Below are 20,655 nucleotides of genomic sequence, written 5' to 3' on the forward strand. Positions count from 1 at the left end.
GCCGTGGTCGTGTGTAAGACGGTCACGGCCACAGCGGCCGGGATCCGTCGGCGAAGGCCGACGCCATCTGCCAGGCGTCGAACCGCTCCAGGACCACGTCGCCGTCGGCACCGATGCCGACGCCGACGGCCTCGTCCGGGCGGGTGGGGTAGATGCGGGCGGTGAGGGTCCGCCCGCCTGCGAAGATCTCCAGTGCGGAGTGGTCGACGAGGACGCGCAGGTCCATCCGGCCGTCATCGTCCAACGGCAGCTCCCCGTACCGGGGTTCGGTGTCGACCGTCGGGTCGAGGCTGCTGATCTCGCGGTGCAGGCGGAGGGTGCCGCTCGCTCCGTCGTGCGCCCTGCTCACCTCCACGACCGTGCGTTCCGCGCCGTCCGGTGTCTCGCGGACCACGAGCCGGGCGGTCGCCCCGGGAGCGAGACGCAGGGTCGTCTCGATGTCCAGCTGGTCCCCGCGTACGGCGGGCAGCCGGGTGTACGGGTCGGCCAGCCGGCATGGAGCCACCTCTACTCGCTCCCGCCGCAGCTCGGTCAGCTCCGGCACCGGGGCCTGATGCAGGCCGCCGTCCGTGGCGGGCGTGACGACCCTCGGCAGGGACATCACGCCGCACCAGCCGGCCCGCGCGTTCGCCTCGTCCGTCCGGCCCTCCTGGAGCCAGCCGAACATGATGCGGCGGCCGTGCTCGTCACGGGTGGACTGGGGGGCGTAGAAGTAGCGGCCGCCGTAGTCGAGGCGGTGGAGGGCGGTCGGGGTGAAGGTGTCGCCCTGGTATCGGCCGGTCCAGTACAGGGGGTGGTGGGTGGTGCCTTCGTCCCAGGCGGAGAAGACCAGCACGTCGGTGCCGCCGGCCTCCTCGTCCTCGTCCTCGCCGAGCCGGAAGAGGTCGACGCACTCCCACATCGTGCCGGTCCAGTCGAGCTCGCCTCGGTTCTGCAAGGCGTCACCCGTCAGCAGCGGGCCGACGTAGCGCCAGGTACGTAGGTCGTCGGACTCATAGAGGAAAGCCGTCCCACCCACGCCCCGCACGCCCGAGCCGATCAGCTGGCGCCAGACCTTCCCCTCCCTCCACACGCAGTGGTCGCGGAAAGCCGTGATGTCGACGCCCTCGGGCGGGGCGGTGATGACCGGGTTGGCCGGGTCCTTGGTCCAGTGACTCAGATCCGCCGATCCCCTGGCCACGCAAGGGAGTTCATGCTCACCGTGCCTGCCCGAGTAGACGAGCGTGGGCACTCCCCCGTCGTCCACCAGGACACCGGACCAGCAGCCGTCGCGGTCCGGGCCGTCCGAGCCCGGCACCAGGGCGACCGGCTCATCGGTCCAGTGGACGAGGTCGGTACTGGTGGCGTGGCCCCAGTGGATGCGGTGGTGGGCGGCGGCGAGCGGGTTGTACTGGTAGAAGAGGTGGTAGACGCCGTTCCACTGGCTCAGCCCGTTGGGGTCGTTGAGCCAGCCGCCGGGCGAGGTGAAGTGGAAGCGGGGGCGGTGGGGATCGCGCGGGGCGCGTTCGGCCAACCCCTCGGCGGTGTGGCTGCCGGCGGGGTGGGTGAGGTCGTGGGTCATGCGGCGGTGGTCTCCGCTTTCTCAGTGGCGTCGGTGACGTCGGTGTCGTCCGTGGCCTCGTCGTCCGGCCGGTCGGTGGCCTTCAGGACGCGGCGGGCGATGTCGGAGGCGGGTGCGCGCAGATGGCAGCGCACCCAGTGGAGCTGGCCGTCGTTCTCGCCGACGATGTGGCGGACGGGGTCGGTGCGGCTGCACGTGCCGTCGTCGCCGTAGGGGCAGGACGTGGGGTTGAGGATCGCCTCGCGCAGACGGGCGCGCTCGACGGGGTCGTAGCTGCCGGCCCGTTCGGGGTCGGGTACGGCGGACAGCAGCAGGCGGGTGTAGGGGTGGGCGGGGGCGTCCATCACCGCCAACGCGTCGCCGCCCTCGACGAGTTCGCCGGCGAACATGACCATCGTGGTGTCGGCGAGGTAGCGGGCGGAGCCCAGGTCGTGAGTGATGTAGAGCATGGCGATGTTCCGCTCGTCGCGCAGGCGCCGCATCAGGTTGAGCACGCCGACGCGTACGGAGACATCCAGCATCGAGGTCGGTTCGTCGGCCAGGACGAGGCGCGGTTCCACCGCCAACGCGCGAGCGATGGAGACACGCTGACGCTGGCCGCCGGAGAGTTCGTGCGGGTAGGACTGGAGCATGTCCTCGGTCAGGCCGACCGTCGTCATCAGCTCGCGCAGCGCCTCGGGGGTGGCCCGATGACCGTGCAGGACGAGGGCCCGGGTGAGGAAGTGCTCAATGCGGTGGACGGGGTTGAGTGAGCCGAAGGGGTCCTGGAACACCATCTGGACCTTGCGGCGGTACGCCCGTGACGCCCGGCGCCGTTCGGTGCGCAGGACGTCCTGGCCGTCGAGCAGTACCTTTCCGGCGGAGGGCTGTTCGAGGCGGGCGAGGCAGCGGGCGATGGTGGACTTGCCGCTGCCGGACTCGCCGACCAGGGCGGTGATCCGGCCGGCCGGGAGATCGAAGGAGACGTCGTCGACGGCTCGGACACGGCGCCGGGAGAAGACGGTGCCGACCTGGAAGTCCTTGGTCAGACCGCGTACGGAGAGCAGAGGTTCGGCCGATTCGCTAGGTCCGGTCATCGGGAGTCTCCTTCCGAGCTGAGGGCCGCACTGCGGGCCACCCAGCGGCCGGGCGCGACCTCGCGCAGGTCGGGGATGTTCATGGAGCAGTCCGAGCGGTCCTCGGGACAGCGGACGTGGAAGCCGCAGCTGTCGGCCGTGCGCGGGGCGTCGAAGAGGCCGGTGAGTTCCTGGCGCGGGCCGGTCAGCGGCGGGAAGGCGTTCATCAGCGCCTCGGTGTAGGGGTGGAGCGGCCCCGCGAACAGGTCCTTGGCGTCGGCGAGTTCGACGATCCGTCCGCCGTACATCACGCCCATGCGGTCCGACAGCTCGACCATCAGGGACATGTCGTGGGTGATGAAGAGGATGGAGAAGCCCAGCTCCCGCTGGAGGTCGCGGATCTGCGCCATGATCTCCTGCTGCACGACCACGTCGAGCGCGGTGGTCGGCTCGTCCATGATCAGCAGCCGGGGGCGCAGTGCGACGGCCATGGCGATGACCACGCGCTGGCGCATACCGCCGGACAGCTGGTGCGGGTACGCCTTCAGCCGCCCCGGGTCGATGCCCACCAGCTCCAGCAGCTCACCCGCCCGCTCCCTCGCTGCCCGCTTCTTCATCTTCTCGTGGGTGGTGAAGATGTCGACGATCTGCTCGCCGATGGTCAGGACCGGGTTGAGGGAGTTCATCGCCGACTGGAAGACCATGGCGATCTCCCGCCACCGGAAGGCGCGCAGCTCCCGTGCGTCCAGGGCGAGGACGTCGCGGCCCTGGAAGCGGATGCTGCCCGCGGTGATTTCCGCCGGGGGCTTGAGCAGTCGCATCACCGCGTTGGCGATGGTGGACTTGCCGCAGCCGGATTCTCCGGCGAGGCCGAAGATCTCTCCGGCGCCGATGGAGAAGGAGACGTCGTCGGCCCCTACGACGGTGCGTCCGTCGCCGCGGTATTCGACGCGCAGGTCGTTCACCTCAAGTACGGGTTCCATGGCTCAGCCCCTCCTCTCACGGCGGGCACGGCGGTTGCGCAGCCTGGGGTTGGTGATCTCGTCGACCGCGTAGTTGACCAGCGCGATGGCGAAGGCGACGAGGGCGATGCACAGTCCGGAGGGGACGAAGGCCCACCACGTGCCGGTCATCAGCGCGCCGTCGTTGCTGGCCCAGTACAGGTTGGTGCCCCAGCTGACGACGCTGCTGTCGCCGAGGCCGAGGAACTCCAGGCCGGCCTGGGCGCCGATGCCGAAGATCACGCAGCCGAGGAGCGTGGTCATCACCACGGACGCCATGTTGGGCAGGATCTCGCGGAACATGATCCGCAGGGGGCGCTCGCCGGTGACGACGGCGGCGGCCACGAAGTCCTTGCCGCGGATCGACTTGGCCTGTGCGCGCAGGACCCGGGCCGAGCCCGCCCATCCGGTGACGACGAGGACCAGGATCACGGTGGAGGTCCCGGGCGGCAGGAACGCGGCCAGGATGATGAGCAGCGGGAGGCCGGGCAGCAGCAGGAAGATGTTGGTGACCAGGGTCAGCGCGTCGTCCACGACGCGGCCGAAGTACGCGGATGCGAGGCCGACGAGGATGGCGACGCCGGTCGCCACGAGCCCCACGGTGAACCCGACGAAGAGGGAACTGCGCGCACCCCACAGGGTGAGGGCGAGCACGTCCTGTCCCTTGGCCGTCGCACCGAGCCAGTGTGCGGCCGAGGGTGCCTGGCTGCCCGTTGAGTTGATGAGCGACGGGTCTCCGGGTGCCAGGACGGGTGCGAGCAGGGCCAGCAGTGCGAAGAGAGCGAGCAGGATCAGCCCGGTCAGCGCCTTCTTGCTGTCGATGAGCTGGCGCAGCAGTCCGCGTCGGCGGGAAGCACTCGCGGGGGCGGTCGGCGTGGTGGCTGTCGCGGTGTCGATGGCGGTCATGTCGGCAGCCTCCTCAGCGGACGCGGACGCGCGGGTCGAGGCGGACGTAGACGAGGTCGACGAGGAAGTTCGCGATCAGTACCGCCGCCGTGATCGTCAGGAAGATGCCCTGCATCAGCGGGTAGTCCAGGCCCTGGACGGCCATCAGCAGCTGGTAGCCGATGCCGGGGTAGGCGAACACGACCTCGGTGAGCAGCGCGCCGCCGACGACGAAGCCGAGGGCCATGCCGAAGTTGGTGACGGAGGGCAGCAGGGCGTTGCGGGCGGCGTAGCGGAACATGATCCGCGAGGGGCTGAGCCCTTTGGCCTCGGCCATGGTGATGTAGTCCTCGGCCGCTGTGGCGATCATGGTGTTGCGCATGCCGAGCATCCAGCCGCCGATGGAGACCAGCACGATGGTCAGGGCCGGCAGCACCAGGTGGGTGGCGACGTTGGAGAGGAACTCGCCGTTGAAGCCGGGGGTCAGTCCGACATCGTAGGCGTGCCGCATGGGGAACCAGCCGAGGCTCACCCCGAACAGGTACAGCGCGCCCATCGCCAGCCAGAAGTACGGGAACGAGCCGACGAAGATCAGCAGGGGCGGGAAGGCGGAGTCGAGGACGCCGCCGCGCCGCCAGGCGGCGACGATGCCGAGCAGGTTGCCGAGCACGGCGGCGATGACGAGCGCGACGCCGCCGAGGAGCAGGGTCCAGCCGATCTGCGAGCCGATCACGTCGGAGACCGGGGTGGGGAAGCGGGTGATGGAGATGCCGAGGTCGCCGGTGAAGACGCTCTTGACGTAGGAGACGTACTGCTCCCAGAGGGGGCGGTTGTCGAGGCCGAAGAGTTTCCGCAGCTGGGCTATCTGGTCGGGCTGCATGGTGCCCTGGGCCTGCGCGAACATCCGGGAGACCGGGTCGCCCGGCATGAAGCGCGGGAGAACGAAGTTCAGGGTGATGGAGGCCCAGAAGGCGAGCAGATAGAACCCCAGGTTGCGCAGGATGAGACGCACGGGTCGTGCTCCCTGTCGGTGGGGGGTGAACGTGTGGCTCGGTGCGCGGGGGCGGCCGTCCGGGGAGGAGGGCGGCCGCCGGTCCGCGGGCGGCGTCAGTCCTTGACGGGCTTCAGCGACGTGAGCACGAGGACCGTGCTGCCGTTGCGGTTGCCGAGAGTGGCGTACGGGTTCTCCTCGGAGGGCCAGCCGGTGAAGCGGGCGTCCGTGTACGCGCCCCACTCGGGGCCGGTGAACAGCGGGACGACGGGCGCGTCCTTGTCGTACAGCTCCTGCAGGCCGTTCATCTGCTCGCGCTGCGCACTCTCGCCCGTGGCGGCGGCGAAGGCGTCGATGAGCTTGTCGGCCTTCTTGTCGCCGAAGCGGTGGTAGTTCTCCGTGGCCTGCTTGCCGACCGGCTGCACCATCTTGGTCGACATCACGCCGCGGAAGTACTCGTACGGCGTGGCGCCGTTGTTGCTCCACACGATGCCGGTGTCGAACGTGCCGGTGTTGTACGACGCCGAGACCGCTGACCAGTCGGGTGTCTTCACGGTGGCCTTGATGCCGACCTTCGCGAGGTTCTGCTTGATGATGTTGGCGACCGAGATCCAGTCGGAGGAGGCGGAGCCGACGGAGATGTCGAGCGTGAAGTCCTTGCCGTTCTTCAGCTTGCGCTTGCCGCCGCTCTCCTCGTAGCCGGCCGCGTCGAGGGCCTTGGCCGCCGCGTCGGTGTCGTACGTCGTCCAGGTGCAGGACGCGGCGAGCGAGGTGTCGCGCCACTTGTCGTACGTGCGGGCCAGACCCGTGCAGTCGGCGGGTTCGGCGTAGCCGTTCATCGCGACCTTGGTGATCTGGTCGCGGTCGACGGCCATGCTGAGCGCCTTGCGCACGGCCGGATCGTCGAAGGGCGCCTTGGTGGTGTTCAGCTGCCAGTTGATCATGGCGCCGGTGGCCGGGAACCAGTAGTGGTTGTGCTTCTTGTCCTTGGCGACGAAGGACTTCTCGATGTCCGGGATGAACGACTGCGTCCAGTCCACCTCACCGTTGGTGAAGGCGATGTTGGCGCTGTCGTTGCCGGAGAAGGCGAGCATCTGGATGCCGGCGATCCGCTGCTTGTCCGGCTGCCAGTAGTCGGGGTTCTTGCGCAGCTCGTACGACTGGCTCTGGAACTTCTCGATCTTGGTGTACGGGCCGGTGCCGACGGGGTTCGGGTTGGTGAACTTCGCCGGGTCCTTCACCTTGGACCAGATGTGCTTCGGCAGGATGTAGTGGCCGCTGATCTCGTAGAAGGCGGTCGAGAACGCCTTGTCGAAGGAGAACTGCACCGTGTGGGCGTCGACCGCGGTGACCTTGTCCAGGTAGTCGAAGCCGCCGAGCACCTTCTTCTGGAGCTGGAAGGTGTAGACGACGTCGTCGGCGGTGAGCGGCTTGCCGTCCGACCACTTGACGCCGTCGCGCAGCGTGAAGGTGAGGGATTTGCCGTCCTTGGCCTGCTCCCACTTGGTCGCGAGCCACGGCGTGTCCTTGGCGTCCGCCATGCTGTGCACCGCCAGCGGCTCGTAGACCGCCTGCAGGGTCATCGGGGCGGCCTGCGGGGAGAGCGGGTTGAAGTTGCGCGTGAACGTCGCCAGATCCTCGCGCGGGATGGTGAGCAGCTGGTTGCCGGAGGTGTCACCGGCGCCGGAGGTGCCCGAACCACCCGTACAGGCGGACAGGACCAGTGCCGCGACGGCGGTCGCGGTGACCGCTCTCAGGACGGCTCGGGGCCGCCGGGAAGGTATGCGGGAGGGTGCCATAATGGAGACTCTTTTCCTCTCTTCAACACACAGGGCGAAGACGGGACGGGATTCCTCGGCGGACTGATTAGCGGTCAGACCGACGAGCGTTCGAGCAGCGGGCAGTCGATCGTCACCTGACGGGTGTCGAGCGGCTGCCCCGCTGCGAGAGCGGCGAGCATGTCGATGCCCTTGGTGCCCATGGCCTCGAAGGGCAGGGCGAGCGTCGTCAGCTTCGGCCGCAGATAGGCGGCGATGAGTTCCTGGTTGTCGAACCCCACCACGGCCACGTCGTGCGGGATGCGCATCCCACGTTCCTTGATCGCGTCGTACGCGCCCATCGCCATCCGGTCGTTTCCGCAGAACAGCGCGGTCGGCCGGTCGCCGGGCGGGCGGTCCAGCAGGTCGCAGGCGGCGGTATAGGCGCTGTCGGCGGTCGCCCAGCCGGGGACGACGAGGGAGGGGTCGGGGGTGATCCCGGCCTCGCGCAGGGCACGTTCGTACCCTTCGCGCCTGCCGATGGCGGCCGGGATCGCCGGGTCGAGGTTGATGAACCCGATGCGGGTGTGCCCGGCGTCCAGGAGCCGGCGGGTCGCCTTGTAACCGCCCGACACCTCGTCGGGCAGGATGCACGGCAGCTCACCGTCCGCGTCGTAGCAGTTGACGAGCACCGTCGGCACCTCCCGGGCGGCCGTGGGGAGTGTGACGGCGCGGTGCCAGGTCGTGGCGTACAGCAGCCCTTCCACCCGGTGCTCCAGCATCTGGTCGAGCGCGGCGGCCTCCTGGGCGGGGTCGCCCTCGCTCGCGGCGATCAGCAGGAACCTCCGGTCACCCCAGGCGCGGCTCTGCGCGCCCGTGATCACCTCCCCCGCGAACGGGCCGGTCACAATCTCGGTGATCAGCCCGAACCACCCGCTGCGGTTCGCCGCCAGCGCCCGCGCCCCGGCGTTGGGCCGGTAGCCGAGCTCGTCTATCGCCGCCAGGATCCGCCGACGGGTCTCCTCGGGGATGGCGGCGCCGGGCTTGTCGTTGAGGACGAAGGAGACGGTGGTCCGCGAGACGCCCGCGTGGCGTGCCACATCGCTCATGGTCACGCGCTGCGTCCTGTTCGTGGCCACTTCCAGTCCCTTTCGGCCAGCCGCAGGCGAGACACCGCCTCCGGTTTCGCGCTTTAATAACGCGCGTTACTTCCGTGTGGCAGGGAAGTTACGTCCGTCTTGAGCGGCATGTCAATACCTGCACAAGGGCTGCATCAGGCCACCGACCCCGGTGCCCTTCGCACCCGCACTCTTCCTGAGAGAGGCAGACAGTCACCATGGCCCGACCCCAGGCCCCCGTCAGTGTCACCGTCCTCGGCGAGTGCGTCGCCGACGCCTTCACCGACCCCGCCCGGTCCAGCTCCGACGAGCTCGCGCTGCGGGCCCTGCCCGGTGGCGGCCCCGCCAACACCGCCGTCGCCCTCGCCCGGCTCGGCACCCCCACCCGCTTCCTCGGGCGCTTCTCCACTGATGTCTTCGGCACCCTCTTCCGTGCCCGCCTCAGCGCCTCCGGCGTCGACCTGACCGGCAGCGTGACCGCCCCCGAACCCAGCACCCTCGCCGTCGCCGACCTCGACGAGACCGGCCAGGCCACGTACACCTTCCACGCCGAGAACGCGGCCGACTGGCAGTGGACCGACGAAGAACTCGCCACCACCGGGTGGGACGGCGCGGCCTGCCTACACACCGGCTCACTGGCCCTGATACGCCAACCCGGCGGCACCCGCGTCGAGGACCACCTCGCCAAGGCCCGCGAGCATGTCACCGTGTCCATCGACCCCAACGTCCGGCCCCTGCTCGTACCGCCCGCCGCCTACCGCGAACGGCTCCCCCACTGGTGCGCCCTCGCCGACATCCTCCGCCTGAGCGAGGACGACCTCGGCCTGCTCCTCCCCGGTGTCAGCCCCGAGGAGGCGTGCGACACCTGGCACGCCGCCGGCGCGCGCCTCGTCGTCATCACCTTGGGCGGACGGGGCGCCCTCGCCTCCCTCGACGGACTCCGCGTCACCGTCCCGGCCCCTGCCGTCGACGTCGTCGACACCGTCGGCGCCGGAGACTCCTTCACCGCGGGCCTGCTCCACCGCCTCGCAGCCCTCGGACACCTCGGCGGCCGCCTCGACCGACTGAACCTCGAAGACCTCACCGACGCCTGCCACTTCGCCGCCCGCGTCGCCGCCCTGACCTGCTCAGTCCCCGGAGCGAACCCGCCCCGGGCGGACGAAGCGGCGCTGGATGCCGACGTGGAACAGCTCCTGCCGCATGCCTGAACAGGGCATGCCCGTTCCCGCAGACAAGACTGCGGGAACCGGCGTCGAATCCAAACGGCCGGAACCCCGTACGCGCTGTCGCCTTGGCGTCGTCATGGGTACGGGGCCGCAGAGCCGGAGAGCCGAGCGGTGCTTGAGATCAGGTGCGGCTCTCAGTGAGGTCTGCCGAGTCGTCCCGGATGCGGTCGGTCCCCCTCGCGCAGTGCGTCGACTCGACGGCGAGCTGCGAGCTGCGAGCTCGTGCTGTTCCAGCAGTCCGACAACCGACGGCATCCGGGGCTCACGAGAAGTACTCACTGTGCGAACGGAGTGAACCGGCCGACGCGGACAGGACCGACCGACGACTTCATCGGCCGCCTTGCCTTCTCCCCGGACACCGGCACCCTCGCCGCCCCCGTCGACGAGTACGCACAAACACCGGGAGGGCTCCCCCAGACAGCAGGGACCGCTCCGCGCCTCGCCGTACTCACCGCGCGAGTGGAGGTGATCCATCTGAGACGCGTTCATCGAAGCCGCCGGCTGTCACACCGACAGCGACGGGGCGTCGGAACAATTCTCAGCAGCCGACGGTCGGCAGCCTGCCTCACGACCGACCGATGGCCCAGCACCTTGGCCGAACCGGGTTCCGTACATGGAACGCCACCAGGTCCTCCTGGACGTGCTCGCCGACACCTGCCCGCCGATCGTGCCGCCGGTGGGGCAGTTTCCTCTTCGGGCTGTTTCCTAGATTTCCTAGATCCATCGGCCATCACCAGGACGCTCTCTCAGCAGCCACCTGCCGCCAAGGAACACCAGGTACACCATCGGCACGCAGAACGCCGACACCCACTGGGCGACATCACGGATCGATCGACACGAGGGCGACAGTGGCCCCACAGTGCGATGAGCAGCCGCCATCGCCCTACTCGCGCCCACGCACCCGCCATGCCGGATCTGCACCGCCTTCGCTGCCGACCCGGTGCTCGTCTCCCGCGCTGGGGACAGCAGCCCGTCCCACGCAACCCGCAAACGGGACAACGAATCGGCCCGGAGAAACCGTCGGCCTGGACACGGCTGCGTCGTCCCGGTCCCTGTCCGGTCCCTGGAGCTTGGTATCGAGCCTCAGGGCAGTCGCCCGGACGGCGAGCGACAACCACAAGAACCTACTTCGCCACAGGTCAGAGGAGTCGGAGCTCACCCGAGCGCCAGCGGACCCCAAACTCGCGAGCAGCGGATTCGGTCCGTACAGGCAAAGTTGACGATCCGACAGGACAAAATAAACGTTTCCTCAGGTCAGAGACCTGCTGAAGTGGGGCGGGTGGGACTCGAACCCACGGCCGACGGATTATGAGTCCTTTGAGGATCTTGGCGGACCTTGCCGATCAACGCTCATCTCTGACGTTTTCCCAGGTCATATGCGGTTATCCATGATGGGGCCAGTCAGCCCTTGTCAGTCCGTTCCTGTCCTTGCGGCCTCAACTCGGCCTCAATGAGGCCCGACGGGATCGCACTGAAGAGACAGAGGGCAATCTCGCCAGCTCAAGGACGAGAGTCGAACCCGCGCGCAGCGGAGTGCCTTACCGACGCGATGATGCTCCACTCCAGGCACCGGAGTGGAGCATCATCCCTGACATCAGGAGGCGACCCCGCCTGCCGGACCGCGCATGGACCTGGCCGCAGCCCGTCGACCGGGTCAGCCGAGGACGTAGCTCTCATCACCGAAGTCAGCGACGATCTTCAGCTTGCCGCCGAGCGCCTTGACGTAGGCAGCGAGGGTGTCGACCTCGCTGCGCTCCAACTGACCCTTCTCGATGCGCGAGACACGGGCCTGGGTGACACCCATGGCTTCGGCGACCTGGACCTGTGTGGTGTGCTGCCGCTTTCGCAACTCGGCGAGGCGGTGCACACGGGAGGCCAGGACCATCGCCTGCGCCCCCTTCTGGATCTGGTCCTTTTCGGCATCGGTGAAGGCGAAATCCTCGGCCAGGTCCCCCCAGGAGACGGCCTGCGGGTCCTTGAGGTGATCAGTCATCGTGCCCCGTCCTCTCCATCGATTCGCTTCAGATGCTCCGCGTATGCCTGCTCCGCCTGGGGCACCGCGACGCGATACCAGCCGGACCAGTTGCCCGCCTTGTCACCGCCGACCAGGATCACGGCCTGGCGGTCCGGGTCGAACACGAACAACAACCGCACTTCCGTCGCCCCTGCCGAGCCGGGGCGAAGCTCCTTGAGGTTCGACAGCACGGAGCCCTTGATCGTGTCCACCAGAGGCCGACCCAACGCGGGACCTTCCTCCTGAAGGGCAGTGACAGCCTGACTGACCTGAATCAGCGTGTCACGGTCAGTACGGCGCAGGCTGTGCAGCCACGAAAGAGCCGGCTCGACCACGACGATCTTCCAAGTCACGCACGAGCCCCCATCTGCAATTTATTACACTGAAAGCATACACCTCTGACGTCATATTGGGAGATGCTACGGCCCTCTCAGCCACCTGCCGCTTCGACGGCGGGCATGCCACTACCTACAGGGTCGAGAACGCCCCGCTTCAGGACCCACGCGGTCCGCCGGGACACCGCGAAGGCTCCCGAAGGGCTCAGCGGGGCTGGAGACCGCGCAGCAGGAGATGCACCAGGTCATCGATGCCGTCGAGTGCCGCCTTCGGGTCGGCCGTGTTCTGGGTCGCGAACGTGGCGGTGCCGTGCAGGGCGGCACCCACGGCGAGCGTGAGTCGGGCGGGATCTCCCTCGATGATCTCGCCGCGTTCCTGCGCATCCACGATGACCCGCTCGAAAAACTCCGACGCGCGGCGGGCGAGGCCGAGGATCTCATCGGAGGCGTCGGAGCCGTGCCTGCGGGCGAACATGAGCTCCAGAAGCGCGGAGTTGGCGGTGGCGAAGGCGACATAGGCCCGAGCGAGCGCGGTGAGGCGGAGCTGGATCGGGAGGGCGGGATCGTCGGCGCCGGCGAGGGCCTGGGTCAGTCGCTCGTAGCCGTCGAGCGCCAAGGCGTGGAGCAGGGCCTGCTTGTCCTTGAAGTGGCGCCCCGGGGCCGCGTGACTGACGCCGATGTCCCGGGCCAGCTCGCGCAGCGACAGGGATCCCGCCCCCTTCTCGCGCAGGGTGCGCTCGGCCCCGTCGAGCAGGGCGGCGCGCAGGTCTCCGTGGTGATAGGGGCGACTCCCGGGCTTTCGCAGCATGTGCATCACCGTAACCCAATATGGCCACTGCCATCATTGTTGTCACCGTCACCATTGTTGGCGTTGACAGCATTGTTGCTGCCGCCTACATTGAGGTCATGGCAACGGACAAGAACACCAGCAAGTGGAACGCGACCCACCTCCCCGACCTCACCGGTCGCACGGCCGTGATCACGGGCGCCAACAGCGGCATCGGCCGCACGGCGGCGGTGGCACTGGCAGGCGCCGGCGCCCATGTGGTCTTCGCGGTACGGGACCTGGAGCGTGGCCGGACGGCGGCGAACTCCGTGCGCGGCAGCACCGAGGTGCGCCGCCTGGACCTGGCGGACCTGTCGTCCGTACGGGAATTCACGGAGGGATGGGAGGGCCGCCCGCTGAGCCTGCTGATCAACAACGCGGGTGTGATGATGCTGCCGCAGCAGCAGACGCGGGACGGCTTCGAGATGCAGTTCGGCACGAACCACCTGGGCCACTTCGCCCTGACGAACCTGCTGCTGCCGTACGTCACGGACCGGGTCGTCACGCTGGCGTCCTCGGCCCACCGCTGGGGCGACGCCACGATCGACTTCGACGACCTGAACCTGACGAGGTCCTACACCCCGCAGCGCGCCTACGCCCGATCGAAGCTGGCGAATCTCCTGTTCACTCTCGAACTGCAGCGCCGCCTGACCGAGGCGGGCTCCGCTGTCCGCGCCACGGCCGCGCACCCCGGCTACGCGGCCACCAACCTCGCGACACACATAGCGAACCCGTTCGCCCGCGCCATCGTGCCGCTCACCAACAAGTTCCTCGCCCAGAACGACGTGGACGGCGCACTACCGACGCTGTACGCGGCGACGCAGGACCTACCCGGCGCGAGCTACGTCGGCCCCGACGGCAAGGGCGAGTCGAAGGGCGCCCCGACCCTCGTGGGCCGCACGACCGCAGCCAGCGACCCGGTTGCCGCCCGGCGCCTGTGGACCGCGTCCGAGGAACTCACCGGGACGAGCTTCCCGCAGGAGATCCGGGTGCCGGGCCGGGAGTCTGTTTCCCGGTGAGACCGGCGCAGGACCGCTGACCGTGACGCTTCGGCCCGCTACCTAATCCCTGTCCCCGCCTCCACGTCCAGCTCGAAAGCCGGACTCTCGTCCCATCCAACAAACCAGGACGGCTATCCCATTCGCGTGGGTGGCCGCCCATTCCCACCACAGAAGGTCTACGTCATGAGCAAGGTCTGGTTCATCACCGGTTCGTCGCGCGGTTTCGGCCGCGAGTTCGCCCTAGCCGCCCTGGAGCGCGGCGACCAGGTCGCCGCCACCGCCCGGAACACCGAAACGCTGACCGACCTGGTCGAGCGGTTCGGCGACGCAGTACTGCCGCTGCGTCTGGACGTCACCGACCGCACGCAGGCGTTCGAGGCGGTCGCCGCGGCCAAGGAGCGGTTCGGCCGGCTCGACATCGTGGTCAACAACGCCGGTTACGCCCTGGCCGGCGCCGTCGAGGAGCTCGGCGAGCAGGAGCTGCGCGACCAGCTGGAGACCAACGTCTTCGGCGTGTTCCACGTCACCCAGGCGGTGTTGCCCATCCTGCGGGCGCAGGGCAGCGGGCACATCCTCCAGGTCTCCTCCGCCATGGGCCTGACGGCCTCCGGCGGCACCGGCGGCTACAACGCCTCCAAGTGGGCGCTGGAAGCCCTGAGCGAGGCGCTCTCCCAGGAGGTCGCGTCCTTCGGCATCAAGGTCACGCTGATCGAACCCGGCGGCTTCTCCACCGGCTTCAACGACTCGTCGGTCTTCACCGCGAACCGCAAGGACGCCTACGACCCCCTGCACACGGCGCTGATCGAGATGGGCGCCACCATCCAGGTGCCGGGCCCCGAGGGTGTCGGCGGTGCGATTCTCCAACTCGTCGACGCCGAGGAGCCGCCGCTGCGCGTGTTCTTCGGCGAGCAGCCCACCCAGTGGATACCCGCGGTGTACCAGCAGCGCCTGCAGACCTGGGCCGAGTGGGCGCACGTGTCCAAGGCCGCGGAAGGCAAGTAAGGAAATTCCGGCCCTTCCGGCCACGACACGCCGCCCCACGGCGTGTACCCGTACCGCTGACGCCTGAGGGAGCCCGGTCGGCACACCCTCGGTCTCCCTCGCCCGCAGGCCGCAGACCCCTCGCCACTGGCGCACCTTCGATGTCGCCTGCTTCCGCGAGCGCCACCACTGCCCTCGTCTCTCGCCGCCTGTCGCATGCGTGAACTCCATTAACTGGAGTGCCACTTGGGTCGGCCGCCGATCTCATGCAGATGCCCGGGCCGCTCGCCTTCGGCCCGGCGATGCGCGCACGCGTCGCCGTCGAGAAGCCGCCGCCGAGGATGCCTCTCGGCCAGCAGCGCGGACAACTCGTCCCGCACAACTACCAGCAGCGCAAACAGGAGCGGGCCGACCGGGCCCACCCGTCCCCACGCCTCCGAGGCCCACTGAAGGAGCCCTGTCATGCCCAACACCAAGCGTCGCGCACTGATCCTCGTCTCCTCCGCCCACCAGCTGCCGCTGGTCGAGCCGGCTGAAGTCAAGTCGATCTCGACCGGGTTCTTCCTGGTCGAGATGGCCCAGGTGCTCAAGGAGTTCGAGAACGACTACGAGTTCGTCCTCGCCACCCCCGACGGCAACGTGCCACAGCTCGACATCAACGGCATGGGCCTGGCGGTCCACGCCATCGAGAAGGTCGGCGGCAAGACAGTCAGCCTCGGCATGCAGCAGCGCCGCCGTTCGTTCGACGTCAACGAGTATCGGCGGCGCAACGCCGATCTGGTCGCCCGCCGCGAGCAGGAAGTGCGGCTGCTGGAACGGCACATGGGCCGGATCGACGTCTCCGAGCTGCTGCCCGCCAGCGAGCCGGAACTGGCCGAGTTCCGCCCGGAACTGATCCGCCGCCTCGACGCACAGCCGCAGCGCACCTGGCACTCCCTGCAGAACCTGGTCCAGCGCCACCGCGACCCGGCCGATGCGTTCACCTTCGCCGACTTCGACTTCATCCACGCCCCCGGCGGTCACGCACCGATGGTCGACTTCCGCGACCAGCCGTGGCTCGGCGAGACCCTGCACGTCGCCCGCGAGCACGGGGTCACCATTTCGCTGATCTGCCACGCCCCCCTGGCGGTGACCTCCACGCTGCAGCGCGTCGACGCCACCGGCCAGGCGTACAAGGTCACCGACAACCCGTTCCTCGCCGCCACCATCTCGGTCGTCCCCAAGATGGGCGAGAGGATGGCGATGCGGGTCGGTTACCCCCGCGTCCCCGGCAAGACGACCCGGCTGTCCTACTTCGTCGACGAGGCCATCAAGGAAGCCGGCTTCACCGTCACTTCCCCCCTCAACATCTCCGCCGCGAAACTCGCCTACGAGCCGTCCGTGCGGCTGCTCACGGGCAACGGCCCGCAGGCCATCGACAAGCAGACCGCCAAACTCCGCAGCGTCCTCAGCGACAACCCGGCTGCCCGCCGGACCGGCGGCAGGCAGCTGAGCGCGTAGCCGCGACCACGCACTCCGCCGACCGGGCAGTCGACGACGCCAGTCGAGCAGACGGGACACAGGTACGGAGGTGGGCCAATACGGCCCACCTCCGTACCTGTTCTGCTTCCGTCCGCTGCGCGTCCGCCGACAGCTACGCCCTCGACGACCTGGACGACCCAAACGTGCTGCGGCACCGTACGCTGCCGGTCTGGAACAACGGCAGGTTCGCCCCCTGAAGAAAACGCCCGCCGCGGCTCAGCCGAGGCGGGCGTACTCCCTGGTGTGGTGTCCTTCAGTGCTGTGGTGCGAGCGAGCTTCAGCCGGGCATGGTCGGGGAGGTGATGCCGTTGATGGTGGCACCGTTCTGCTGCCAGATCGGCGCGGTCGAGGCGAGGAAGCCGAAGGGGAAGTTCAGCTGGGGCGTGGTGAGCGCGTCGAGTTCGGCCAGGTTCTCGGGCGAGAGGGTGACGTCCAGGCTGGCCAGGTTGGCCTCCAACTGGGCGAGGGTGCGCGCGCCGATGATGGTCGAGGTGACGAGGTCCTGCTGGCGTACCCAGGCCAGGGCGACTGCGGCGACCGATGCCTTCAGGTCGGCGCTGATGCGCTGCAGGGCGTCCAGGACGTCGAACGCGGTGTCGGTCAGCCGGTGGCCGTTGTAGGCGGCGCGGTTCGAGTCCTCCGGCATCTGGGTGTCACGGGAGTACTTGCCGGACAGGACGCCGCCGGCCAGCGGGCTCCACGGGGTCACGCCGAGGCCGAGTTCGCGGACGGCGCCGAACAGTTCCCCTTCGACGGTGCGCTCCAGCAGCGAGTACTCGACCTGGATGGCGGCGACGTTCGCCCAGCCGCGGAACTGGGCGATGGTGGCGGCGCGGGCGACTTCCCAGGCAGGGGTGTCGGACAGGCCGATGTAGCGGAGCTTCCCGGCGCGCACGAGGTCGTCGAGGGTCGACATCGTCTCCTCGATCGGCGTGTGCCGGTCGTGGTTGTGCAGCCAGTACAGGTCGATGTAGTCGGTGCCGAGCCGGCGCAGGGACCCGTCGACCTGCTGCACGATCGCCTTGCGGCCACCGCCACCGCCGTTGGGGTCGCCGGCGAACAGGTTGCCGGCGAACTTGGTGGAGATGACGAGGCGGTCGCGCAGGCCGTCGTGCTTGGCGAGGTAGGCGCCGATGGTCTCCTCGGAGCGCCCGCGGCTGTAGGCGTTGGCGGTGTCGAGGAAGTTGCCGCCGTCATTCAGGTAGCGGTCGATGATCTGGTGGGCGGTCTCTTCGTCGCTGCCTTCGAAGGTCATGGTGCCCAGGCTCAGCGGGCTGACGCGCAGTCCACTGTTGCCGAGGGTGCGGTAGGAACGCAGGTTGCTCATGGCGGTTGCTCTCATTCGAAAACGGGACCCAGGGTGCGGGTGCGCTTGATCTCGTAGAAGCCGGGTGTCGAGGTCACGGCAAGGACGCCGTCCCAGAGCTTTCCGGCGGCCTCGCCCTTGGGGGCGGGGGTGACGACGGGGCCGAAGACGGCGGTGCCGGCCACGGCGATGATCGGGGTGCCGACATCGCCGCCGACCTGGTCCGTGCCGGCGTGGTGGTCGGCCTTGAGCACGTCGTCGAAGTCCGTCCCGTGGGCCACGGCGGCCAACTCGGTCGGCAGGCCCACCTCGGCCAGGGCTTCGGCGATGATCGCGTCCCAGTCCGTGCGCTTGCCGAGGTGAATACGGGTGCCCATGGCGGTGTAGAGCGGCAGCGCGTACGAGCGGCCGTGCCGCTCGATGGCTGCGGTGATCACACGTACCGGCCGCCACACCTGCAGCAGCTGTTCGCGATAGTCGTCGGGCAGGTCGCGGTCCTGGTTGAGGTAGGCCAGGGACATCACGTGCCACTCGATGTCGATGGGGCGGACCTTCTCGGCTTCGAGGATCCAGCGGCTGGTCAGCCACGCCCACGGGCACACCGGGTCGAACCAGAAGGAGACCTGTTCGCGGTCGGTCATGGTCGGCTCAGCCCTGCCATTTCTTGCTCATGAAGGATCCCCTTCACCGAACGCCCCGTACCGAGGCACGTTCACCACGCTAACAGAAACTTAGACTCATCCAATATTAGATGAGTGCAAGCAGTACGATGAGCTCGGAGGATCGATGAATCTGCGGGAACGAAAGAAACTGGCCGCCTGGCGTGCCATCAGGGCCGCCGCGATGCGACTGTTCGAGGAGCAGGGCTACGAGGCCACCACCATCGAGCAGATCGCGGCCGCCGCGAACGTCTCCCGCGCCACGTTCTTCAACTACTTCGCCAGCAAAGAGGCCGTCGTCCTGGACCGGGACCCGGAAGCGCACGACCAGTGGCGCGCCCTGCTGGAGGCCCGGCCCGACGACGAGCCGCTGTGGACCTCACTGACCGCCGTTCTCCTCGACTACGTCGAGAGCCAGCGCGACACCATGCCGCTGAACCACCGCCTCAAAGCGCAGTCACCGGCTCTCGCGCAGTCGGCCCACGCCTTCGGCGATCAGCTCCGCACCGACCTGCGCACCTGGGTCCTGGGCCGCGTCCCGGGCGACGACGCGCTGATCGCGACCCTGCAACTGAACCTCGCGCTCGCCGCTTCCATGACCGCCTATCAAAGCTGGCAGGTGGACGAGGACTTCGACGTCCTCACCCGGCGCACCAGACAGTGCCTGGACCGAGCAGGCACGGGGTTCGCCACCCCCGCTTCGCGGTGAAGGCTCCCCGTCGGCGCAACACCGAGGCAGGGTTGACGGGTGGCACGTAGGGCCTGGTCGTGGCCGGACGTCCGGTATTCGCAGTGATCTCTCACGGCAAAAGGATTCTCAGCCTGCTCGCCGACCTCCCGACCCCAGAACTCACACGACCGACCGCCGGAGGGGACGGGCCGTCGAGCCTCGCCGCACCGGGTCTCCTCATGGCCCAGCTCTCGGCGCGGCCGACGGACGCTGCCACCGCTGGACCCGCAGACCCGTGCAGGCCATGTCGATCACGAGCTTGGGACCCGCGAGTCGAGAACGTGCTGTTCCGAGGAGAGGCAGTCCAGCATGAGGTCTTGACGTCGGCAGCATGATGCCCGCCGCAAAGCTCCGGCTTTCACACGAGAGGACCGAGTGACCGCTCGGGGCCGTTTCCTGTTGGGGCAGTTTCTGAGGCCCACCGGCCATCGCCACGATGCGCGCCCCCACGTGCCGCACACTCAGACGACCACCACATCGATCACCCCGACCCACCTGCGCCGGCCAGCGCGCCGCCCCATCGACAACACCGTCCCGCGTCTACCGGCCTCAGGGCGGCCTCAATACATGCCACTACCGCAGCACGACCCGCCAGAACGGGTCTCACCAGCTACCCGCCAGCGCACATATCTGCAGGTCGGGCGACTAGCAGCTGACGCAGACCGCCCCGGCCCCAAACCCACGAGCAGCGGATTCAGTCCGTTCAGGCAAAGTTGACGACCCGACAGGACAAAATGAACGTTTCCGCAGGTCAGAGACCTGCGCTGGTGGGGCGGGTGGGACTCGAACCCACGGCCGACGGATTATGAGTCCGCTGCTCTAACCGGCTGAGCTACCGCCCCGTACGGCGTGTCGCGCACATTTGTGCGCGCCGTCTGCCGCAGCATAGCCGCTCATACGATCTCCTGCTTCGGATGGTCGGCCTTCGCATGCGCTTCTTGACCTTGAGGACTTCGGCGCGGCACAGGCGGTTCCCCCGGACATGAAAAAGGACCCCGACGGGGTCCTTCTTCGGTTGCTCTCCCGACTGGACTCGAACCAGTAACCTGCCGGTTAACAGCCGGCTGCTCTGCCAATTGAGCTACGGAAGATCGAAGCTCCCCCGACTGGATTCGAACCAGTGACCTGCCGGTTAACAGCCGGCTGCTCTGCCAGTTGAGCTACGGAGGATTGCCTCGCTGCATCGATTGTAGCTCCCTGGGTATTCGCCAGGGGGCGTGCGCTCGCTGCGACACATACATTAGCGCAAGCAGGGGGGTGCTCCGCCAATCGGTATCCCCCGCGCCCGTCGCCCGCGCAGGGCAACGACGCAGACGTAAGGGAAGGGTGGCCGCCATGCGCTATCGGCTCACGTTCTTTGCCGGACTGGCCCTGGGCTACGTGCTCGGTACACGGGCCGGACGTGAACGCTACGAACAGTTGAAGAAGTCCGCGCGGCAGGTCGCGCAGAACCCCGCGGTGCGCAACACCGCCGAGTCGGCCGCCCAGCAGGGGCGCGTCTACGCCGGCAAGGCGTACCACGTGGTCAGCGAGAAGGTCGGGGACCGCGTGCCCGACCTGGTCGCCGAGCGGGTCCGCTCGCTGCGCGAACGCAACGCGAACGGTTCCGCCGGAGACGACTGGGGCACGAGCAATACATAGGGACCACATCAGGTCGGCCGGAGCGACTCGCGGTGCCCCCACCGCTT

The 20,655-nt window shown here is 68.6% G+C and carries 18 protein-coding genes and 3 tRNA genes; 6 read left to right on the top strand and 15 right to left on the bottom strand.

What is annotated here, in order from left to right:
- Window positions 1-22: 22 nt before the first annotated feature.
- From OG858_RS14680 to OG858_RS14710, 7 genes are all read right to left on the bottom strand, one after another.
- Window positions 23-1,561, bottom strand: a complete 1,539-nt coding sequence (locus OG858_RS14680; RefSeq protein WP_328544813.1) for a glycoside hydrolase family 32 protein — start codon at window positions 1,559-1,561, stop codon at window positions 23-25.
- Entirely contained in the window at window positions 1,558-2,637 is a 1,080-nt protein-coding gene (locus OG858_RS14685) for an ATP-binding cassette domain-containing protein (protein ID WP_319064753.1), read from the bottom strand. The genes OG858_RS14680 and OG858_RS14685 overlap by 4 nt, the downstream gene beginning before the upstream one ends.
- Window positions 2,634-3,599, bottom strand: coding sequence for an ABC transporter ATP-binding protein (locus OG858_RS14690; protein WP_086751534.1), 966 nt, complete (start codon window positions 3,597-3,599; stop codon window positions 2,634-2,636). Before OG858_RS14690 ends, OG858_RS14685 begins: the two co-directional genes overlap by 4 nt.
- Before the next feature lie 3 nt (window positions 3,600-3,602).
- Window positions 3,603-4,523: an ABC transporter permease gene (locus tag OG858_RS14695; protein ID WP_319064755.1), complete on the bottom strand. Its 921-nt coding sequence runs from the start codon at window positions 4,521-4,523 to the stop codon at window positions 3,603-3,605.
- 13 nt (window positions 4,524-4,536) lie between these two features.
- Window positions 4,537-5,514, bottom strand: coding sequence for an ABC transporter permease (locus OG858_RS14700; protein ID WP_086751530.1), 978 nt, complete (start codon window positions 5,512-5,514; stop codon window positions 4,537-4,539).
- Window positions 5,515-5,609: 95 nt separating this feature from the next.
- The gene (locus OG858_RS14705) at window positions 5,610-7,292 is read right to left on the bottom strand and encodes an ABC transporter substrate-binding protein (protein ID WP_328544812.1); all 1,683 of its coding nucleotides are present in this window, start codon (window positions 7,290-7,292) and stop codon (window positions 5,610-5,612) included.
- 74 nt (window positions 7,293-7,366) lie between these two features.
- Complete coding sequence (locus OG858_RS14710) at window positions 7,367-8,389, bottom strand: LacI family DNA-binding transcriptional regulator (protein ID WP_086749048.1); 1,023 nt, start codon at window positions 8,387-8,389, stop codon at window positions 7,367-7,369.
- Between the two features lie 197 nt (window positions 8,390-8,586).
- Here OG858_RS14710 and OG858_RS14715 point away from each other — a divergent pair, with 197 nt between their 5' ends.
- A complete protein-coding gene (locus OG858_RS14715) occupies window positions 8,587-9,576 on the top strand; it encodes a carbohydrate kinase family protein (protein WP_319317298.1) in 990 nt (329 codons plus the stop codon).
- A 1,672-nt stretch (window positions 9,577-11,248) separates the two neighbouring features.
- On the opposite strand, the gene OG858_RS14720 is transcribed toward OG858_RS14715, so the two are convergent.
- From OG858_RS14720 to OG858_RS14730, 3 genes are all read right to left on the bottom strand, one after another.
- On the bottom strand, window positions 11,249-11,587 hold the full coding sequence (locus tag OG858_RS14720; RefSeq protein WP_104780727.1) for a helix-turn-helix domain-containing protein: 339 nt from the start codon (window positions 11,585-11,587) through the stop codon (window positions 11,249-11,251).
- Window positions 11,584-11,961: a type II toxin-antitoxin system RelE/ParE family toxin gene (locus OG858_RS14725; protein WP_328544811.1), complete on the bottom strand. Its 378-nt coding sequence runs from the start codon at window positions 11,959-11,961 to the stop codon at window positions 11,584-11,586. Before OG858_RS14725 ends, OG858_RS14720 begins: the two co-directional genes overlap by 4 nt.
- A 187-nt stretch (window positions 11,962-12,148) precedes the next feature.
- Window positions 12,149-12,751, bottom strand: a complete 603-nt coding sequence (locus tag OG858_RS14730; protein WP_328544810.1) for a TetR/AcrR family transcriptional regulator — start codon at window positions 12,749-12,751, stop codon at window positions 12,149-12,151.
- A 98-nt stretch (window positions 12,752-12,849) separates the two neighbouring features.
- On the opposite strand from OG858_RS14730, the gene OG858_RS14735 reads away from it, so the two are divergent.
- The 3 genes from OG858_RS14735 to OG858_RS14745 all read left to right on the top strand — a co-directional run bounded on the left by OG858_RS14735 (window position 12,850) and on the right by OG858_RS14745 (window position 16,251).
- A complete protein-coding gene (locus OG858_RS14735; protein WP_328544809.1) occupies window positions 12,850-13,788 on the top strand; it encodes an oxidoreductase in 939 nt (312 codons plus the stop codon).
- Window positions 13,789-13,953: 165 nt separating this feature from the next.
- Window positions 13,954-14,772, top strand: coding sequence for an SDR family NAD(P)-dependent oxidoreductase (locus tag OG858_RS14740; protein ID WP_328544808.1), 819 nt, complete (start codon window positions 13,954-13,956; stop codon window positions 14,770-14,772).
- Between the two features lie 441 nt (window positions 14,773-15,213).
- The gene (locus OG858_RS14745; RefSeq protein ID WP_328544807.1) at window positions 15,214-16,251 is read left to right on the top strand and encodes a type 1 glutamine amidotransferase family protein; all 1,038 of its coding nucleotides are present in this window, start codon (window positions 15,214-15,216) and stop codon (window positions 16,249-16,251) included.
- Between the two features lie 298 nt (window positions 16,252-16,549).
- Here the strand turns inward: OG858_RS14745 and OG858_RS14750 are convergent, their stop codons facing one another.
- Window positions 16,550-17,599, bottom strand: a complete 1,050-nt coding sequence (locus tag OG858_RS14750) for an aldo/keto reductase (RefSeq protein ID WP_328544806.1) — start codon at window positions 17,597-17,599, stop codon at window positions 16,550-16,552.
- An 11-nt stretch (window positions 17,600-17,610) separates the two neighbouring features.
- On the bottom strand, window positions 17,611-18,219 hold the full coding sequence (locus tag OG858_RS14755) for a mycothiol-dependent nitroreductase Rv2466c family protein (RefSeq protein WP_328544805.1): 609 nt from the start codon (window positions 18,217-18,219) through the stop codon (window positions 17,611-17,613).
- 145 nt (window positions 18,220-18,364) lie between these two features.
- On the opposite strand from OG858_RS14755, the gene OG858_RS14760 reads away from it, so the two are divergent.
- On the top strand, window positions 18,365-18,946 hold the full coding sequence (locus OG858_RS14760; RefSeq protein WP_328544804.1) for a TetR/AcrR family transcriptional regulator: 582 nt from the start codon (window positions 18,365-18,367) through the stop codon (window positions 18,944-18,946).
- A gap of 786 nt (window positions 18,947-19,732) precedes the next feature.
- On the opposite strand, the gene OG858_RS14765 is transcribed toward OG858_RS14760, so the two are convergent.
- From OG858_RS14765 to OG858_RS14775, 3 genes are all read right to left on the bottom strand, one after another.
- A tRNA-Ile gene (locus tag OG858_RS14765) sits at window positions 19,733-19,809 on the bottom strand.
- 176 nt (window positions 19,810-19,985) lie between these two features.
- Window positions 19,986-20,058, bottom strand: a tRNA-Asn gene (locus OG858_RS14770).
- 6 nt (window positions 20,059-20,064) lie between these two features.
- Window positions 20,065-20,137, bottom strand: a tRNA-Asn gene (locus OG858_RS14775).
- A gap of 165 nt (window positions 20,138-20,302) precedes the next feature.
- Between OG858_RS14775 and OG858_RS14780 the strand changes: the two genes are divergently transcribed.
- Window positions 20,303-20,608 carry a hypothetical protein gene (locus OG858_RS14780; RefSeq protein ID WP_037699704.1) on the top strand — a complete coding sequence of 102 codons (306 nt, stop codon included), beginning with the start codon at window positions 20,303-20,305 and terminating at the stop codon, window positions 20,606-20,608.
- Window positions 20,609-20,655 lie beyond the last annotated feature (47 nt).

This window comes from Streptomyces europaeiscabiei, from assembly GCF_036346855.1.
GTDB lineage: Bacteria > Actinomycetota > Actinomycetes > Streptomycetales > Streptomycetaceae > Streptomyces > Streptomyces europaeiscabiei.